16 protein-coding genes are annotated in these 17,029 nt (G+C 69.7%); 8 read left to right on the plus strand and 8 right to left on the minus strand.

Annotated features, from left to right (window positions below; genetic code table 11):
* Positions 1-2: 2 nt before the first annotated feature.
* From IH68_RS0116035 to IH68_RS0116045, 3 genes are read right to left on the minus strand one after another with little or no spacing between them, the layout of a single operon-like run.
* Positions 3-914, minus strand: a complete 912-nt coding sequence (locus tag IH68_RS0116035) for a carbohydrate ABC transporter permease (RefSeq protein WP_030935224.1) — start codon at positions 912-914, stop codon at positions 3-5.
* Positions 911-1,822: a carbohydrate ABC transporter permease gene (locus tag IH68_RS0116040; RefSeq protein WP_030935227.1), complete on the minus strand. Its 912-nt coding sequence runs from the start codon at positions 1,820-1,822 to the stop codon at positions 911-913. The genes IH68_RS0116035 and IH68_RS0116040 overlap by 4 nt, the downstream gene beginning before the upstream one ends.
* A gap of 6 nt (positions 1,823-1,828) precedes the next feature.
* Complete coding sequence (locus IH68_RS0116045) at positions 1,829-3,121, minus strand: ABC transporter substrate-binding protein (protein WP_030935230.1); 1,293 nt, start codon at positions 3,119-3,121, stop codon at positions 1,829-1,831.
* A 221-nt stretch (positions 3,122-3,342) separates the two neighbouring features.
* Between IH68_RS0116045 and IH68_RS0116050 the strand changes: the two genes are divergently transcribed.
* From IH68_RS0116050 to IH68_RS0116060, 3 genes are all read left to right on the plus strand, one after another.
* Complete coding sequence (locus IH68_RS0116050) at positions 3,343-4,413, plus strand: LacI family DNA-binding transcriptional regulator (protein WP_030935233.1); 1,071 nt, start codon at positions 3,343-3,345, stop codon at positions 4,411-4,413.
* Positions 4,414-4,818: 405 nt separating this feature from the next.
* Positions 4,819-5,928 carry a C1 family peptidase gene (locus IH68_RS0116055; protein WP_030935236.1) on the plus strand — a complete coding sequence of 370 codons (1,110 nt, stop codon included), beginning with the start codon at positions 4,819-4,821 and terminating at the stop codon, positions 5,926-5,928.
* A 31-nt stretch (positions 5,929-5,959) separates the two neighbouring features.
* Positions 5,960-6,475, plus strand: a complete 516-nt coding sequence (locus IH68_RS0116060) for a hypothetical protein (protein ID WP_030935238.1) — start codon at positions 5,960-5,962, stop codon at positions 6,473-6,475.
* 53 nt (positions 6,476-6,528) lie between these two features.
* Here IH68_RS0116060 and IH68_RS0116065 read toward each other — a convergent pair whose 3' ends face one another.
* The gene (locus IH68_RS0116065; RefSeq protein ID WP_030935241.1) at positions 6,529-6,837 is read right to left on the minus strand and encodes a protease inhibitor I42 family protein; all 309 of its coding nucleotides are present in this window, start codon (positions 6,835-6,837) and stop codon (positions 6,529-6,531) included.
* Positions 6,838-6,940: 103 nt separating this feature from the next.
* On the minus strand, positions 6,941-7,489 hold the full coding sequence (locus IH68_RS0116070) for an ATP-binding protein (RefSeq protein ID WP_030935244.1): 549 nt from the start codon (positions 7,487-7,489) through the stop codon (positions 6,941-6,943).
* Between the two features lie 242 nt (positions 7,490-7,731).
* Between IH68_RS0116070 and IH68_RS0116075 the strand changes: the two genes are divergently transcribed.
* From IH68_RS0116075 to IH68_RS0116095, 5 genes are all read left to right on the plus strand, one after another.
* A complete protein-coding gene (locus IH68_RS0116075) occupies positions 7,732-7,974 on the plus strand; it encodes a DUF397 domain-containing protein (protein ID WP_030935249.1) in 243 nt (80 codons plus the stop codon).
* 159 nt (positions 7,975-8,133) lie between these two features.
* Entirely contained in the window at positions 8,134-9,039 is a 906-nt protein-coding gene (locus tag IH68_RS0116080) for a DUF5753 domain-containing protein (RefSeq protein ID WP_030935251.1), read from the plus strand.
* 48 nt (positions 9,040-9,087) lie between these two features.
* Entirely contained in the window at positions 9,088-9,816 is a 729-nt protein-coding gene (locus IH68_RS0116085; protein ID WP_234341376.1) for a MaoC family dehydratase, read from the plus strand.
* The gene (locus tag IH68_RS0116090) at positions 9,777-10,247 is read left to right on the plus strand and encodes a DedA family protein (protein ID WP_234341377.1); all 471 of its coding nucleotides are present in this window, start codon (positions 9,777-9,779) and stop codon (positions 10,245-10,247) included. The genes IH68_RS0116085 and IH68_RS0116090 overlap by 40 nt, the downstream gene beginning before the upstream one ends.
* 92 nt (positions 10,248-10,339) lie before the next feature.
* Complete coding sequence (locus tag IH68_RS0116095; RefSeq protein WP_030935258.1) at positions 10,340-10,981, plus strand: hypothetical protein; 642 nt, start codon at positions 10,340-10,342, stop codon at positions 10,979-10,981.
* A gap of 77 nt (positions 10,982-11,058) precedes the next feature.
* Here the strand turns inward: IH68_RS0116095 and IH68_RS0116100 are convergent, their stop codons facing one another.
* Genes IH68_RS0116100 through IH68_RS0116110 form a run of 3 tightly spaced genes read right to left on the minus strand, consistent with a single transcriptional unit; the run spans position 11,059 to position 16,825 of the window.
* On the minus strand, positions 11,059-12,615 hold the full coding sequence (locus IH68_RS0116100) for an alpha-L-fucosidase (protein ID WP_030935260.1): 1,557 nt from the start codon (positions 12,613-12,615) through the stop codon (positions 11,059-11,061).
* A 15-nt stretch (positions 12,616-12,630) separates the two neighbouring features.
* A complete protein-coding gene (locus IH68_RS0116105) occupies positions 12,631-14,478 on the minus strand; it encodes a family 20 glycosylhydrolase (RefSeq protein WP_030935262.1) in 1,848 nt (615 codons plus the stop codon).
* Positions 14,471-16,825, minus strand: a complete 2,355-nt coding sequence (locus IH68_RS0116110) for an alpha-L-fucosidase (RefSeq protein WP_030935265.1) — start codon at positions 16,823-16,825, stop codon at positions 14,471-14,473. Before IH68_RS0116110 ends, IH68_RS0116105 begins: the two co-directional genes overlap by 8 nt.
* Positions 16,826-17,029 lie beyond the last annotated feature (204 nt).

Below are 17,029 nucleotides of genomic sequence, written 5' to 3' on the forward strand. Positions count from 1 at the left end.
GGTCAGCCCTTGACGGCCCCCTCGCCGACGCCGCGGAAGAAGTACCGCTGCAGACAGGCGAAGAGGGCGATCAGCGGTGCGACGGCGATGACCGTGCCCGCGGCGACGAGCCGTTCGTCGCCTGCGAAGGTGCCGTGCAGATAGTTGAGGCCGATGGTCAGTGTGAACTTGGAGGGGTCGCTCAGCACGATCAGCGGCCACAGGAAGTCGTCCCAGGCGCCCATGAAGGCGAAGATGGCGACGACGGCGATCGTGCCCTTCACCGCGGGCAGCGCGATGCGCAGGAACCGCTGCCAGACGTTGGCGCCGTCGACGTAGGCCGCCTCCTCGATCTCGTAGGGCAGATTGAGGAAGGCGTTGCGCATCAGCAGCACGTTCATGGCGCCGATGCAGCCCGGCAGCACCACGCCGACCAGGGTGTTGTTGAGGCCCAGCTCCCGCATGGTGGTGAACTGGGCGATGATGATGCCCTCCACCGGCACGAGCATCGCCAGGATGAAGGCGAGGGTGGCCACCCGGCGGCCCCGGTAGCGCAACCGGGCCAGGGCGTAGCCGGCGAGGGCCGATCCGACGCAGTTGGTGACGACGTTGGCGGTGGCCACCTTCAGCGAGTTGAACGCGTAGTCCCAGACGGGGATGGTGTCGGCGACCCGCTCGTAGTTGTGCAGGGTGGGGTGGCCGGGCAGGAAGGTCGGCGGGGAGCTGTAGATGTCCTCGGTGGGCCCCTTGAGCGAGGTGGACAGCTGCCACAGGAACGGGCCGACGGTCAGGGCGAGTACGGCGAGCAGGAGCACGTAGCGCAGGGCGAGTTCCCACGCCCGGATGCGGCGGCCGTGCTCGTCGGTGACGCGGACTCGGGGCTCCCGTGCCGGAGCCGGCGCCTGCACGGGTCGTACCTTCTCGACGACGCTCACCCCTCCTCCCTCCGGTCGGCGCGCAGCACGAGCAGCATCAGGGCGACGGTGACGACGAAGACGACGACCGAGATCGCGGAGGCGTAGCCGACGCGGCCGGTGAGGCCGGTGCCGGTGCGCTGGACCAGCATGACGAGGGTGGTGTCCTCGCCGGCCGGTCCGCCGCTCGGGCCGGCCATCAGGTACACCTCGGAGAACACCTTGAAGGCGGCGACCGAGGAGAGCGCGCCGACCAGGACCATGGTGGAGCGGACGGCGGGCACGGTGACGGTGCGGAAGCGGCGGACCGCGCCCGCGCCGTCGACGGCGGCGGCCTCGTGGAGTTCGCGTGGCACGTTGGCCAGCGCCGCCAGGTAAATGATCATGTAGTAGCCGAGGCCCTTCCAGACCGTGACGGCCATGGCGCTCAGCAGAAGCAGCCACTGGTCGCTGAGGAAGCCGACCTGTCCGACCCCGATGGTCTCCAACAGGGAGTTGATCAGCCCGCGTTCGTCGAGCAGCCACACCCAGATCAGCCCGACGACGACGATCGAGGCGACGACCGGGGTGTAGAAGGCGGACCGGAAGAAGGTGATGCCGGGGATGTTCTTCTGCACCAGCAGCGCGAGCAGCAGGGGCAGGACGACGAGGGCGGGTACGACGCCCAGGACGTACAGCGTGCTGTTGCGCAGGCCGATCCAGAACATGTCGTCGTGGAGCAGTTCGCGGAAGTTGGCGAGGCCCACGAACTCGCCCGGGATCAGGGTGCGGCGATCGGTGAAGGCGTTGATCAGGGTGGAGACGAACGGGTACAGGATGAACGCGCCGGTGATCAGCAGTCCGGGTGCGGCGAACAGCCAGGGGCTGGTGGGCAGTTGGCGCCGCACACGTTGCACGCCCCGCTCCTGGGACACGGCAGAGGTGGCCATGGCGGGCTAGCCCTGCTGCTGGAGGAGCGTGTTGCAGGCCTTGACAGCGTTGTCGAGCGCCGTCTTGGGGCTCTCCTTGCCCTGCAGAGCCCTGGCGACCTCGTTGCGCAGTGCCGTCTTCATCTGCTCGCTGAACAGGACGGGCGTGTAGTTGACCGCGTTCTTCAGCGACTTGGCGGCGGCGATGCGCACGCGTGTCTCGTCGGTCCCGTCCTCCTTGGTGAAGTACGGGTCGTCCAGCGAGCCGGCGGTGCTCGGGAAGATGGCGACCTTCTTGGCGAAGGACATCTGGTGCTCGGCGTCGGTGACCCAGTGCGCGAAGGCGACCGAGGCGGCTGTGTGCTTGGTCCTGGAGTTGACCATCACGCCCATCACGTACATGTTGACGTGGCCGGTGCTGGTGATCTGGTCGGTGATGCCGATGTTCTTGTACAGGTTGGGCGCCTGCTTCTTGAAGTTGCCGAGGTCGAGGGCGCTGCCGGGGTTCATGGCGACGGCCTCGGTGAGGAACTTCTTGCCGGACGACTCGGGCGTCGCGGTGAGCGCCTGCGGGTCGAGGGCCTTCGCGTCGTACAACTCCTTGTACTTGGCCAGGAGTTGTACGCCCTTGGCGTCGTTGAAGGTGAAGGCGGTGCCCTGCTTGTTCATGAGCTCGACGCCGTAGCGGCCGAAGTCCTCGATGGTGGGCACGTTGGCGAGGGTGGCGACCTTGCCGTTGCTCTTCTTCGCCAACTCCAGGGCGTCGGCGAAGAGTTCGTCGTACGTCTTCGGTGGGGTGTTCGGGTCCAGCCCGGCCTTCTTGAACAGGGACTTGTTGTAGAACAGCGGGCCGGTGTTGAGGTACCAGGGGAAGGCGTACGTGCCGGTCATGCCCGGTATCCGGTGGCTGGCCCAGGCGCCCGCCAGGTACTCCTTCTTGTACTTCCCGGCGGTCTTGTCGAGGTCGAGGGCGAGTCCGGCCTTGGCGAGCGGGGCGACGAGGTCCGGGGAGACGTTGACGACGTCGGGCAGGGTGCCGCCGGCCGCATCGGCGCTGATCTTGTCGGCGTAGCCCTCGGCGGGCTGGTCGACCCACTTCACATGAGTGCCCGGGTGCTTCTTCTCGAAGTCGGCGATCACGCCCTCGAAGTAGTCCTTGAAGTTGGCGCGCAGGTTCCAGGTCTGGAAGGTGATGTCGCCCTCGATCTTGCCCGAGGTGTCGCCCGAGCCCCCGCCGTCGCTCCCGGAGCCGCAGGCGCTCAGCGGCAGGAGGAAGGCGGAGACGGCGACTGCGGCGAATGTTCTGCGGGATGTGGGCACGGTGACACGGCTCCCTTGGCGGCGTCGGCGGCTGGGACGCCAGCGACCATGCCCGCGGCTCTCGGGGAAAGTCAATGGACTGATCCCAGCTAAAGAAATTCAGCCGACATTAGTGCAGGTCAGAGATGTTTGGCCGGAAACTTGCCAGCCATGACTAATGCGCTTTAGGGTTCTCGCACTTAAGCGCATTAGCTACTGACCCGGAAGAAATGGGGAGCAACGTGCCGGCCAAGCGTTCCCCGGCCCGTCGGCCGACGATGAAGGACATCGCGCAGCGCGCAGGTGTCTCCGAGAGCGCGGTCTCCTTCGCCCTCAACGGCCGCCCCGGAGTCTCCGAGGTCACCCGCGACCGCGTGCGCCGGGTCGCCGAACAGCTGGGCTGGCGGCCCAGCACCGCGGCACGCCAGCTGTCCGGGGAGGGCGCGGCCACGGTCGGCTTCGTGCTCGCCCGCCCCGCGGACACGCTCGGCGTGGACTCGTTCTTCCTCCAACTCGTCTCGGGCATACAGGAGGTGCTGGCGGAGCGTCATCTCGGCCTGCTCTTCCAGGTGGTGGAGGAGGTCGCCGACGAGTGCGCGGTCTACCGGCGCTGGTGGGCCGAGCACCGCGTGGACGGCGTCCTGGTCGTCGACCCGCGCACCGACGACCCGCGCCCCGACCTGCTGGACGAACTCGGCCTGCCCGCCGTGGTGATCGGCGGCGCCCCCGACGAACGCCACCCCGGCCTGTCCACGGTGTGGGCGGACGACGCGGGCGCGATGGCCTCGGTGGTGGACGAGCTGTACGCGCTGGGTCACCGGCGGATCGTGCACATCGCGGGCCTGCCGGGCCTCGCCCACACCGAGCGCCGCATCCGCACCCTGCGCGCCGAGGCCGAACGCCGGGGCCTGACCGAGGTGGAGTCCGTCACCACCGACTACTCGGACGCGGAGGGCGCGGCCGTCACCCGGCGGGTCCTCGGGCGGCCCGCTCCCCCGACCGCCCTGATCTACGACAACGACGTGATGGCCGTCGCCGGGGTGGCCACCGCGACCGAACTCGGCTTCTCGGTACCGGCCGACGTGTCGGTGGTGGCCTGGGAGGACTCGGCCCTGTGCCGCATGGTCAAGCCCTGGCTGTCCGCCCTGTCCCGGGACAGCGTGGAGTTCGGGCGCACGGCCGCCAGGGAGCTGACCGCGCTGGTGGACGGCGGACCGGCGCGGACGGTACGGGTGCCGGTGCCCCGGGTGATCGTGCGGGACAGCACGGGGGTGGCCCGCAGGGCCGCCGGGATCGACGGGGAAGGCCCCTGAGCCCGCGCCCACGGCGGTGCTGCAAGAGGAGCGCTGTCTCTCCCTTGCGGTAGCCCCATTCCGGCGTATTCCCGACCCCCTGGTTCTCTGCTTAGCTGCCTCTCGACAGCCGCGGAGCCCGGGGGTTGCCGCTGTCGCTCAACTACGGGGGTACGGCTGTGAAAGCCTCTCAGAGAATGTGATCCCGCCCAGGCGGGAGCCGGCGAGCAGCGCCGTCCGTACCGCCCTTCAGTAGTTGCCACCGCTTCCAGCGTTTTCCGCCGTGCGGCGACGTGTGCCCGCACGGCGTGACGGACGCGCCCCGCCCCGTCCGGGCCCGGTCGCGCTCCGCCCTGCCCTGCCCTGCCCGCCGTGCGGCGGCCGGCAGGGGCACCGACACGCCCCGAGCACGAAGGAGGGTTCCTCATGCCTGTCAACGACCCGCTGGACCTCGACCACCTCAGGTCGGTACTCGACCAGGCGGGCAATCCGTGGCACATGACCACGACCAGCATGACGGCGCTCACCGAGGAGCAGCGCGTCGTGCGCCTCGGTGTCCCCGTCGAGTCCGGCGACCGCTCCGCGATCGAGAGCGCCAAGCAGAGCAACATCGCAGCCGCCCTGTCCGCCACCGCCGACTCGGTGGGCGCGCCCGCCGCGTTCGACCTGCGCAACATCGGAGGCGTCAACTACACGACGCCGGTCAAGAACCAGGGCTCGTGCGGCTCCTGCGTGGCCTTCGGCACCGTGGGCATGATGGAGCACGTCACGCGCTTCAGCTACGGCGCGCCGTATCTGCCGGTGGACCTGTCCGAGGCGCAGGCGTTCTACTACTACGGCCGCCAGGCCGGCCGGACCTGCTCCACCGGCTGGTTCCCGGAGCCCCTCGCCGACCAGGCGCGCGACAACGGCATCACCATCGAGGAGTACTTCCCGTACGCGGCGGGCGACCAGGACGCCTCCAAGCTCAACGCCGACTGGCCCAACCGGCTGGTGAAGATCCGCTCCTGGCAGTCCGTCACCAACAACCCGGCGGCGATGAAGGAGAACATCGCACGCTACGGCTCCATCACCGCCTGTTTCCTGGTCTACCAGGACTTCTTCAGCTACTCCGGCGGCGTCTACCGGCACAAGACCGGTGACCTCGCGGGCGGCCACTGCGTCACGCTCGTCGGCTACGACGACGCGCAGCAGTGCTGGATCGGCAAGAACAGCTGGGGTCCGGGCTGGGGCGACCAGGGCTTCTTCCGCATCGGCTACGGCGAGTGCGGCATCGAGACCTGGCACAACCTGGCGGCGCTCGGCACGCTCATCCACAACTGGCTGCCCGACCAGCGCATCCTCGCGCTGTGGAGCAACGAGGCCGACGCCAATGTGTGGGCGTACGGCGAGCTGCGCGGCTGGCTGAACCTCAACGGCTCCGTCGGCGCGACCGACGCGGCGATGCTCGCCGAACTCGCCGCGTCCAAGGCGAACGGCGCCAAGGTCGGCCTGTACGAGGACAACGGCAGCGTCCAGCAGATCTACGCCTGGTGAGACCGGGCAACCAGGGAGAGGAGAGTACGACATGAGCCCGCAGAACAGCGGCCCCGAGCAGCCCAAGCAGCAGCCGCCCACAACGCAGGCGGTCCGCTCCGCGGCCGAGCAGGACGAGGCCGGCCGGCCCGTGCTGCTGCCGCCGGGCGTGGACGTCGGCCTGAACGGCAGCGCGCTCACCGCGCCGGGCAAGCCGGCCAGTGATGTGATGGTCGCGCGGTTCGAGCAGACGGCGTCCGGCGAGGCCCGGCCGACGATCACGCCCGAACTCCGCGGCGACCTGCAGGCGTTCGCGGCGGCGCAGGCCGCCACGGCGTTCACGGGCACGTGGACGCAGAACGCGATCGTCGACGCGATGTGGTCCATCAACCAGCCCCGCAACGCCTTCCTGCACGTCAAGGGCGGCGCCTGGAAGAAGATCTTCAACGGCAGCGACTGGGCGTTCACCGCGCTGACGACGCTGGCCTCCCAGGCCCGCCAGACGGGCCGGCCGATCTCTTTCCGTGAGGAGGCGGACGGCCTGGTCCACGAGATCTACCTGCTGTAGCCCTGCCCGGCGAGGGGCCGCGTCCGAGCGTGCCGGGCGCGGCCCCTCGCGTGTCACTCGACGGTGACCCGCAGCGCGTACCGGTCGGCCACGTCGTCGCCCCAGGGCTGCCTGAGCACGAGCTCCAGCCGCCCCTGACCGGCCTTGGTCGGCCGCAGCCGCAGTACCCGGGTGCCGCCGGCGCCCGGGGCGAGCTCTCCCGGCGGCGCATAGTCGCTGGCCGCCACCTTCAGGCCGCCCTCGACGACTTCGACGTGCCACCGGTAGCCGGTGGTGGCGTTCTCGGCCAGCCGCACCACGAGGTCGTCGCCGATCCCCATGCGCACCTCGCCGTCCTGCGCCGACACCTGTACCTCACCCACGGGACCGCACCTCCTCGGCTCTGGTCCTCTCGGTGTACCCCGCCTTCCCGGCCCTGGCCAGCCGGAGCGACGGCCGAACCGGCCGCGGCGTCAGAAGCGGGACTCAGAGGCGGAACAGGGCCCACACGAGCTTTCCGCCGCGGGCCCGCGGGTTCCATCCCCATGCGTCGCTCAGCACCGAGACGACCTGCAGTCCCCGTCCCGACTCCGCGAGTTCATCGGCCTGCACGGCGACGGGGATCAGGTCGCTCTCGTCGGTGACCGCGCACACGGCGCAGGACCAGCGGTCCCAGTACGCGAGCCACAGCGCCGGCTGCAACTCCGCCTCGCCGTCCGCTGCTCGGCCGTAGCGCAGGGCGTTGCTCAGCAGCTCCGACACGGTGACCGCCACGTCCTCGACGCGTTCGTCCGTGGTCCGGTCGACGAGCGTCGTGCGCGTGAAGTCCCGGGCCATGTGGGCGGATTGGGCGATCGGCGGTACGACGAGCACCGAGCAGTGGGCGGGGCCGGGCCCGTCCTCGGAGCTTGGGACGAGAGGAAGGCTCAGCCCGGGCCCGGGCCGGCCGATGTGGTCCACGGCCTGGCTCAGCCACTGCCAAGTCTCCTCGATACGCAGGGGGTTGACCGGTTCTGCGACTTGCTCTGCGGACATCGCGACCCCTGGTACCCCTGCGGAGAGAACAACCGAGCGCTACACCTGTGCGAAGTATCGTGCTACGTCCGGCAGTCCGTACGCAAGTGCATCGGCAATTACCCCTGCAATTGCAGATGATCTTGCGGGCAGCGGGCGCCGGACGCTATCGTCCCGCACACCACCCGTGGATGCAATTGAGGATGCAATTGCAGCGCCGACCACGAGTCCACTCAACGCGACTTCATCTCAAAGAGGTTCAGATGCAGCACGTGAGCAACGGCATACCTGCCACCGAGCTGGCAGGGGCGGTCTGGCGCAAGAGCCACCACAGCAACCCGGAGGGCAACTGCGTCGAACTCGCCGCCCTCCCGGACGGCAGCGTCGCCGTCCGCAACTCCCGCCACCCCCAGGGTCCGGCGCTCGTCTACACCAGCGCCGAGATCTCCGCCTTCGTCCGCGGTGTGAAGGACGGCGACTTCGACGGCCTACTCCCCGCCGGCTGAGGTCGGGCACACCCGCGGACAGCCGGAGGGTACCGGCCACCGGTCTGTACCCTCCGGCCACTTCACGCACCGCAGCCGAACGACGCCTCGGTGCTACCCTCCTTGGTTGAGTCCCGAACACATGCACACGCAGCCGGTGCGGCGGCCGAGGGGATGACCATGACGGCAGTTCAGCGAGAACCCATTCCCTCCGACGTCGAGGTCCTGAGCCGACGCCACGGCGGGCCGACCGTGCAGCGCATCATGCTGGGCACCCGCCTGCGCCGCCTGCGCGAATCCCTCGACATCAGCCGGGACACGGCCGCTGCGGCCATCCGCGCCTCGGACGCCAAGCTCTGCCGCATGGAGCTGGGCCGCGTCGGCTTCAAACAGCGCGACATCGCCGACCTGCTCACGCTGTACGGCGTCCAGGACCCCGCCGTACGCCAGGAGTTCCTGGACTCGGTACGGCGGGCCAACGAACCCGGCTGGTGGCGGGCGTACGGAGACGCCTTCCCGAGCTGGTTCGAGCAGCACCTGGGCCTGGAGGAGGCCGCCTCCCTCATCCGTACCTATGAAGTCCAGTTCATCCCGGGCCTGTTGCAGACCCCGGCGTACGCCGAGGCCGTCATCCGGCTCGGCCACCCCATCACCTCCCCGGACGCGATCGCGCGCCGGGTCGAGCTGCGCATGACCCGGCAGGAGCTGCTCTCCCGGCCGGACGCGCCGAAGCTGTGGGTCGTGGTGGACGAGGCGGCGCTGCGCCGCCCGCTCGGCGGGGCCGAGGTGATGCGTGCCCAGCTGCAGCACCTGATCGAGGCGGCCGCATGGCCGAACGTGACGCTCCAGGTCCTGCCCTTCCACGTCGGCGGTCACGCCGCGGCCGGCGGGCCGATCACCGTGCTGCGCTTCCCCGTACCGGACCTGCCGGACGTCGTCTACCTCGAGCAGCTCTCCAGCGCCCTGTACCTGGACAAGCCCGAGGAGGTCGACCACTATCTCGCGGTCATGGACCGCCTGAGCCTGGTGGCCTCGCCGGCCGTGGACTCGGTGCCCTTCCTGGAACAGGTCCTCAAGGAGATCTGAGCCCGCCGCGCCGCGAGATCGACTCACCCGGCGGCTATCGTGCCGCCAATGACAGCACCGACCACCACACTGAGCGAGGCGGACTTCGTCGTACCCATCGAGGACCGCTATTTCGAGGACTACGTGCCGGGCGCGGTCTACGTCTACGGCAGCATCACCATGACCGAGGAGGACATCCTCCGCTTCGCCCGGGAGTTCGATCCACAGGGCACCCACATCGATCCGCAGGCCGCACTGCAGGGCCCGTACCAGGGGCTCATCGCCAGCGGCTGGCACACCTGCGCCGTCATGATGCGGCTCTACGCCGACCACTACATCAGCAAGGTGGGCGGCCTGGCCTCCCCGGGCGTCGAGGAACTGCGCTGGGTACGACCGGTGCGGCCCGGCGACGGTCTCTCCCTGCGCACGACCGTGCGGGAGACTCGCCTCTCCCGTTCCAAACCGGACCGCGGGCTGGTCCACACCGGAATCGAAGTCCTCAACCAGCACGGCGAGCCGGTCCTGACCATGACCGCCGTGAACTTCCTGCTGCGCCGGACGGCCGCGGGCCAGGCCGCCGCTGCCGGGTACTCGTACCCGGCAGAGAAGGGGGTCGGCAGATGGACGCTCTTGTCGACTGGCTCGCCGACCTGTCCGGTCCCGTGGTCTACGTCGTGGTCACGGCCCTGGTGTTCGCCGAGGACGCGCTGTTCTTCGGGTTTGTCCTGCCGGGCGAGACCGCGGCGATCGTCGGCGGGGTGCTGGCCCGGCGGGGCAACGTCGACCTGGCCTGGATGACCCTTGCTGTCGTCCTCGCGGCGATCGCCGGGGACAGCGTCGGCTACAAGGTCGGCCGGCGCCTCGGACCGCCGCTGCTCTCCAGCCGCCCCCTGCGCCGACGGGCCGAGCGGGTGGACAAGGCGCGCGACCTGATCCGCCGGCGCGGTCCGGCGGCGGTCTTCGTCGGCCGTTTCGTCGCCTTCTTCCGGTCCTTCGTTCCCGCGATGGCGGGTGCGTCGAACATGCCGTACCGGCGCTTCCTGCTCTACAACGCTCCGGGCGGCCTGGTCTGGGGTGTCGGCAACGTCCTCCTCGGCTATGCCGCGGGCGCTGCCTACGAACGCGTCGAGAGCATGGTCGGCCGGACCGTCGCCCTGGCCTTTGCCGCAATCGTCGTCGTGGCCCTTGTCGTCTGGCGAATCCGCCGGCACCGCCGCTCCCACTCCTGAAACGCACCGGTGAATAACGGCCGAGTTGCCGGGCGCCGAGTTGCATGGAAGCATAAAAAGAGGTATTCGCGTGTCCGGATCGGAGGTTTCCGATGCGCCTCGGACCATTCACCGGCATTGTTGCCGTCATTCTGATTGTGGTCGCTTTCGCCGTGGGCGGGTCGACACCGGACGTCGGAGATCCCGGTCCGCAGATCAAGCTCTTCTACCACCATCACGACACACGACAGGCAGTCGCTCTGTATCTGCTGGTTCTGGCCGCGGCGGTCCTGGTGTTCTTCGCCGGGAACCTGCGCCACCACCTCGCCGAGGCCGACCGGCACGGCTGGCTGCCCCAAGTCGCCTTCGCCGGCGGCATTCTGTCGGCCGTGGGGTTCTGGACCGCATCGAGTCTCACGCTCGCCATGGTCGACGCCAGCGACAAACGGCGGGTCGGCGGCCAGGCATTTCAGTCGATGAATGCCATCAGCACCGATTTCTTCATTCCCTTTGTCGCCGGAATCGCCATCATGATGCTCGCTGCCGGTCTTGACACAGCCCGCAGTGGAACGCCATTGCCGCGCTGGCTGGGCTGGGCCGGAATCGTTCTGGGCGTGGCCACCTTCATTCCGTGGGTGGGATTCTTCGCCTTCCTCGCGTCCGGTCTGTGGATCATCGCCGCGAGTGTGTTCCTCGCCCGCCCGCCGAAGGTCAAGGCGCCCGCAGAGCCTCCCGTCGCGGCGCCCGCCGGATGACCACACGGCCGCCGGCCGGCAGCGGGGCGGTCACCAGAGCGCCGACAACCCGGTGACCGCCCCGCCGCGGGTACGCCTCAGACCCGGGACCGGTACAGCTCGAACCGTGCGATCCGTACGGCGTCCCGCGCCCCTGTCACCCGCAGCCGCCACCGCCGGGCCCGTACCGGCGCCGGCAGGAGCAGGATGCGGCTCGCGCCGATCGTTCCGGCCCGGGTCACCTCCGCCCAGGCCCCGTCGCGGTACGCCTCCACCACGAAGGTCTCCACCTGCTGGCCGTGGCGGATGTCCTCCGCCAGCCGGATGCGGTCCACTTCCTGATCGGTGCCGAGATCGACGGCCCGCGTCCGGGACGAGCCGGTGACGCGTGCCCCGCGTGCCAGGTCCCCGGGCAGTTCGCGCTCGATCCGCTCACGGAACTCGCGCAGCCGGACGACGTCGGTGTCGTGCAGCCGGCCGTCCGTGTCCGGGGGGACATTGAGCAGCAGGACGGAGTTGCGGCCCACTGAGCCGAAGTAGATCCCGGTCAGGTCGTCGACGGACTTGGGCTGCTGGTCGGCGTGGTAGAACCAGCCGTCGCGGATGGACACGTCGCACTCCGCCGGCCACCACTGGAGGTAGTCCGTCTTCGGCTGAGCGGCGACGAGCGCGGCTCGGCTGCCCTCGTCGGGGGTGTCGTAGGACAGGGCCCAGTCGGTGCGGCCGTACTGGTTCTCCTTGACCGGGATGACGCTCCACTCGTCCTCGCGGGCCAGCCCGCTCTCGTTGCCGACCCAGCGCAGATCGGGTCCGGTGACGGCGATCGCCGCGTCCGGGGCGAGCGCGCGGACCAGGGTGTACCAGCTGTCCCAGTCGTAGTCCTCCACGTTGCCGGGCGGGATGCGGCCCTGGGCGCCGTCGAACCACACCTCGTCGACGGGTCCGTACTCGGTGAGCACCTCGTAGAGCGTGTTGAGCATGTGGGCGCCGTACTCGGTGGCGGGCAGGGTGAAGGTGCGGTCCAGGCTGCGGTCGTCGCCCGGCACCGGGGTGGGGATGGTGCGCTCGGTGCGGGCGCTGCCGTTGGCGTACACGCCGTGCAGGTACTGGTTCTCGTCGGCGGGCGAGATGTAGACGCCGACCTTGATGCCGTGGCTGCGCATGGAGTCGGCGAAGGAGCGCAATACGTCGCCATGGCCGCCCTGCCAACTGCTCGACGCCACGGTGTGGTTGGTGTAGCGGGACGGGTAGAGCACGAACCCGTCGTGGTGTTTGACGGTGAGGATGGCGAGCTTGAAGCCGCCGTCGCGCAGGGCGCGGGCCCACTGGTCGGTGTCGAGGCCGGCGGGCTGGAAGACGTTGGGGTCCTCGTCGCCGGTGCCCCATTCCAGGCCGGTGAAGGTGTTCACGCCGAAGTGCAGGAACGCCGCGGTCTGCTCCAGGGCCTGCCAGGCGATCTGCCGTGTGGTGGGCCGGACTTGGGAGGCCTTGCGGAGCAGCTCGTCCGGGGTGTCGTCGGGGCTGACGGGGATGCGGTGGCGGAGGTCGGCCGGGACGGGCGTCCCGGGCGCGGCGGCCGCGGGATGCCCGGAGGCGGCGAGTGCGGCGGCCGAGGTGATGGCGGAGGAGAGGAAGAGGCGTCTGGAGAGGGCCATGGCGGACTCCTCGGTTCAGTGAGCGGTCAGGTGCCAGACGGCGGGTGTGTGCTGGTCGGGCGGGTACTGCGCGAGGTGCCCGTCGTCGGTCACGCTCAGCGCCATCCGCGTGATGGCGTTGAGGAGCCGGTAGCCGCCCGTGGCCGGTTCCAGCTCCCAGCGCTGGAGGGTGTTCGCGGGATCGCAGGTCTGGGCCGTTGCCTGCTCTCCGGGCTGGAGCGGCACGTTGAGCGTGAGTTTGCCTCCGCGGACTTCGAGGCAGCCGTCCCCGGTGCGCACGGTGGCATAACCGTCCGCCGTGCGCCGGACCTGGGCGTCGAAGGACGTGCCCGCCGTCCGGAAGGTGTACGTGCCGTCCGCGACCGGCAGCCGCGTCAGGTCCCGCCGGCCGGGCGCGTGGCCCACGGCGGTGCCGCGTGCCGTGAACTCGGCGTAGGTGGCGTCGGGGTGCGGGGCGCCCCAGGTGGCCTGGGCGATGTGCCGTAGCGTGGGCCGGAGTTCGACGGCGACCTCGTTCTCGGTCTCGCCGCGGCCGTTGTCGGGCCAGAGGCTGATCTTCGCGCCGGTGATGCCCTTGTCGGAGGTCAGCTTCTCGCCTTCGAAGCTGCGCGGGTCCCAGCTCTGGTCGTACAGCGCCTTGGTGTCGCTGTGGAAGCCGCCCCGGACGAGGTAGAGCGAGTAGGCGGCGTTCATCAACGGGTAGCCCTGGGCGATGAGTCGGCTGGGTTTGGTGGTCACGTTCAGCCAGTGCTCTACCGTCGTGCCCGCCGCGACCGGGACGGTGTTGGCCCCGGTGAGGCCGTCGTTCCAGATGCGCAGTTGCCTGCCCTTGCTCGCGGCGTAGGCCTGGACGAGGTTGATGAAGTCGACGTAGGCGTCCTGCGGGGTGGCGTTCGCTCCGTACTTGGCCTGGGCGTAGCGCAGCATCTGCGGGTACTTGGAGTAGTCGGAGCCGAGCATGTACTCGTCGGCGCCCATGTGCCAGGACTTGGCGGTGAAGACCTGCGCGTACTCGTCCATCAGGCTCGTGTAGTAGTCGAAGGCGGCCTGCTGGGTGACGTCGAGGCGGGCGGGCTGCTTGTTGCCGTCGGAGTCGGTCAGCTGCAGGTCCGGGCGGTTCTCGATCCACGGGTCCATGTGCCCCGGGGAGTTGATCTCCGGAATGATCTCGACGTGGTACTTCTCGCCGAGGGCGACGAGGCTGCGGATCTCGTCCTTGGTGTAGTAGCCCCAGGTGTCGGCCTCGGGGTGGGCGTCGCTCTTCACCTTCAGTTCGAGGAGCAGCTGGTTGAGCTTGTGGTACGCCATCTCTCGGACCAGGTTCTCCAGCCAGGGCAGCGAGATGTGGATGTAGCAGGCGCAGACGCCGACGCCGCGTTCCTTGTAGCGCGGTACGTCGACCGTCCGGCCGGCCGGGATGCGGTCGCCCTGGGCGAGGAGCTGGAGGACGGTGCGGGTGCCGTGGAAGGCGCCGGTCTCGGTGGCGCCGGTCACCGTCAGCCGCCGGCCGGCGTGGAGTTCGTAGCCCTCGGCGCCGAGTGAGGTCGTCGCGGGCCGTACGTCGATCACGATGTCGCCGGTGCGGGCGCCGTCGCCGATGACCGGGACGGTGCCGTGGCCCGCCGCGCGCAGGTCGTCGGCGAGGGTGTCCGCGACCCGGCGCTCGGCGGGGCTGCCGGCCACCAGCCGCGTGCTCTTGCCGTACTGGTAACTTCCGCTCTCGGCCGTCCAGTTGGACAGCGCGGGGACTGTGACCGGCGTCTTCTCCTGGTCCTGCGCGACCGCCGACGTCGGCGCCACGAACAGCGTCAGCGCCGCCGCGACACCGAGCAGCCGCAGCTGTCTCCTTCTGAACTCACCCATGCCACTCCACCTTGAACACCCACACGTGCTGTCCCGCATTCCGGGCTGTCTCGGGTACGTCGATCACCAGTGCTCCCTTGCTGACGGTCCAGGTCAGCGGCCGGTCGTGGCCGAGCATCGTCACCTTGTCGCCGCCGCGGACCGGCACGGGCGCCTCGACGGTGAGCTTCGCGCCGGGGCGGGTCAGGGAGTGGATGTAGAAGGCCTGGTCGGGGCGGACCGTGAAGCGCAGGTCGTCGCCGAGCTGCGCCATCCGCGACCAGTACGTCGTGTCGTAGATCGCCTCGCCGTTGACCTTGAGCCAGGCGCCCGTCTCGCGCAGCCGCATCTGCATGATCTGCGGGATGGTGCCGTCGGCGCGCGGGCCGATGTCGAGCAGGAAGTTGCCGTTCTTGGAGACGATGTCGACGAGACTGTGCACGACCTCCTCGGCGGTCATGTAGGCGTCGTCGGGGGTCGCGCCGTTGTAGCCGTAGCTGAAGGGGTCCAGGCCGCGGCTGGACTCCCACTTGGCGACAACCGTGTTCTCGTACGTCGTGTACTCGGGTGTCGTGAAGTCGTGGAAGGCGATGCCCGAGCGGTTGTTGACCGTGACGTCGATCGGACGGGCCCGGTTCTTGGCGTGGTTGAAGTACTCGGCGAGGACGTGGAGGCTGTCGTTCACGCCGCCGATGTCGCACCAGATGAGCTCCGGGTCGTAGCCGTGGATCAGCTCGAGCAGCTGCGGGGCCTGGTAGTCCTTCACGTAGTCCTTGCCCGCGGTGTATCCGGTGTACGGGACCGGTTCGAGGGTGTACGGATTGCGCGGGGCGTGGCCCATCCACGGGTTGTCCGGGTTGAACCACTCGGGCATCGAGAAGTAGAGGCCGCGGTGGAGTTCGGGGGCGTAGCGCCGGGACGCCTCGAACAGCTCCTTGACCAGGTCCCGTTTCGGGCCCATCTTCACGGCGTTGCGGTCGGAGACCTTGGTGTCCCACAGGGCGAAGCCCTCATGATGCTTCGAGGTGAGCACGTGGTACTGGGCGCCCGCGTCCCGGAACAGTTCCACCCAGGCGCGCGGGTCGTACTTCTCGGCGGTGAAGCGCGGGATGAAGTCGTCGTACGCGAAGGCCTCGCCGTAGGTGGCCCGGTGGTAGGCGTGGGTGGGGTTGTTCGGGTCCTGCATCTGGTCCCAGTACCACTCGGCGTACTGCTTGCCGACCGGCGCCCAGGCGGGCACCGCGTAGACCCCCCAGTGGATGAAGATGCCGAACTTGGCGCCCTGGAACCAGTACGGGGCCTGGTGGCCGGAGAGGGAGGCCTCACTGGGCTGGTAGTCGGCCGTACCGAGCGTCAACCGGCCGTTTTGTACGGCGACTTGAGTGTCCCGTCCGGCGACGGTCACCGAGCCGTCCCGCTGCGTTCCGGGGGCGGTGCCCGTGCGGTTGCGGATGCCGACGCGGACGCGGGCCTGTTCGCCGGGGTCGAGGCGGCGGATGCGGGCGGGTTCGACGGTGCGGGCGCCGGGGACGTCGACGCGTACGGACACCCCGTCGGCGGCCAGGACGGCGACGGTGCCCGCGTTGACGACGGTGGCCTCGACGCTCTGGGCGCCAGTGGAGGGCAGCAGGGAGGAGGTGGAGCGGGCGTCGCGCAAGGCCAACGCCCGCCCCTGGGCGACGGGTTGGAGGGAGAGCGCGAAGACGTGCAGGGATGTCTTGTTCGCCTCGGCCGGGTTGGTGACCGGCAGGGTGACGGCGACGGCCTCGCGCTGCGGGTCCGTCCACACCTGCGAGGTGCCGATGCCGACGCTGTGCCCGTCCTTGGTGCCGTCCGGCTTGTAGCGGTAGGGCGCGGACAGGGCGCCGCCCGCCGCGTACCAGTCGGCGCCGCCGAGGCCGGCGGTGCTGGTCGAGCCGTCGGCGTAGTGGACGGTGGCCTTGCCGGAGGCGTTGCCGTAGCTGCCGGCGGTGAGGAAGACAGCCGACAGATAGCGGCCCTTGGGCAGTTCGATGCGCTGGCCGAGCGCGACGACGTTGTTCCTGGCGCCCGCCGTCGCGGCCGGGAAGAGGAAGGGGATGCCGTCGACCTCGACGCGACCTGCGGGGAGCTCCTCGCCCGGGAACGTGTAACCGGAGCCGTCGAAGTCGCCGCCGGGGGCGGAGGCGGTGTCGATGCCGTCGTTGTCGTAGAGGCCGTCGAGCGGGACGGGGACCGGGTCGGGGACGGGGACCCAGGGGGAGGATCCGGCCGGGTCGTCGGCCGGTGTGGCGGCGTGTGCCTCGGGTGCGGTGGTGAGGGGCAGGGCGGCCGCGGCGGCGACTCCGGCGGCGGCCGTCAGGACCTGACGTCTTGGACAGGGACTCATACTCATGAGCGGCTCCCGATTCATCCGATGTCTGATGATTGGGTGGACCCATAAGCCTGTCAATGGGGCGTGATCGCACAGGAGTTGACCCATTGATCGGATGACCTGCGAGTGAAGCCGCCATGCCCGACGGCCGCCCCGCAAAAAGTCCAAGAAGAGCCGCCCGAATGTCCAAGAGCGAATGCTCTCGACGCGGAGCCCACG

The sequence above is a fragment of the Streptomyces sp. NRRL S-646 genome (assembly GCF_000720765.1).
Taxonomy (GTDB): domain Bacteria; phylum Actinomycetota; class Actinomycetes; order Streptomycetales; family Streptomycetaceae; genus Streptomyces.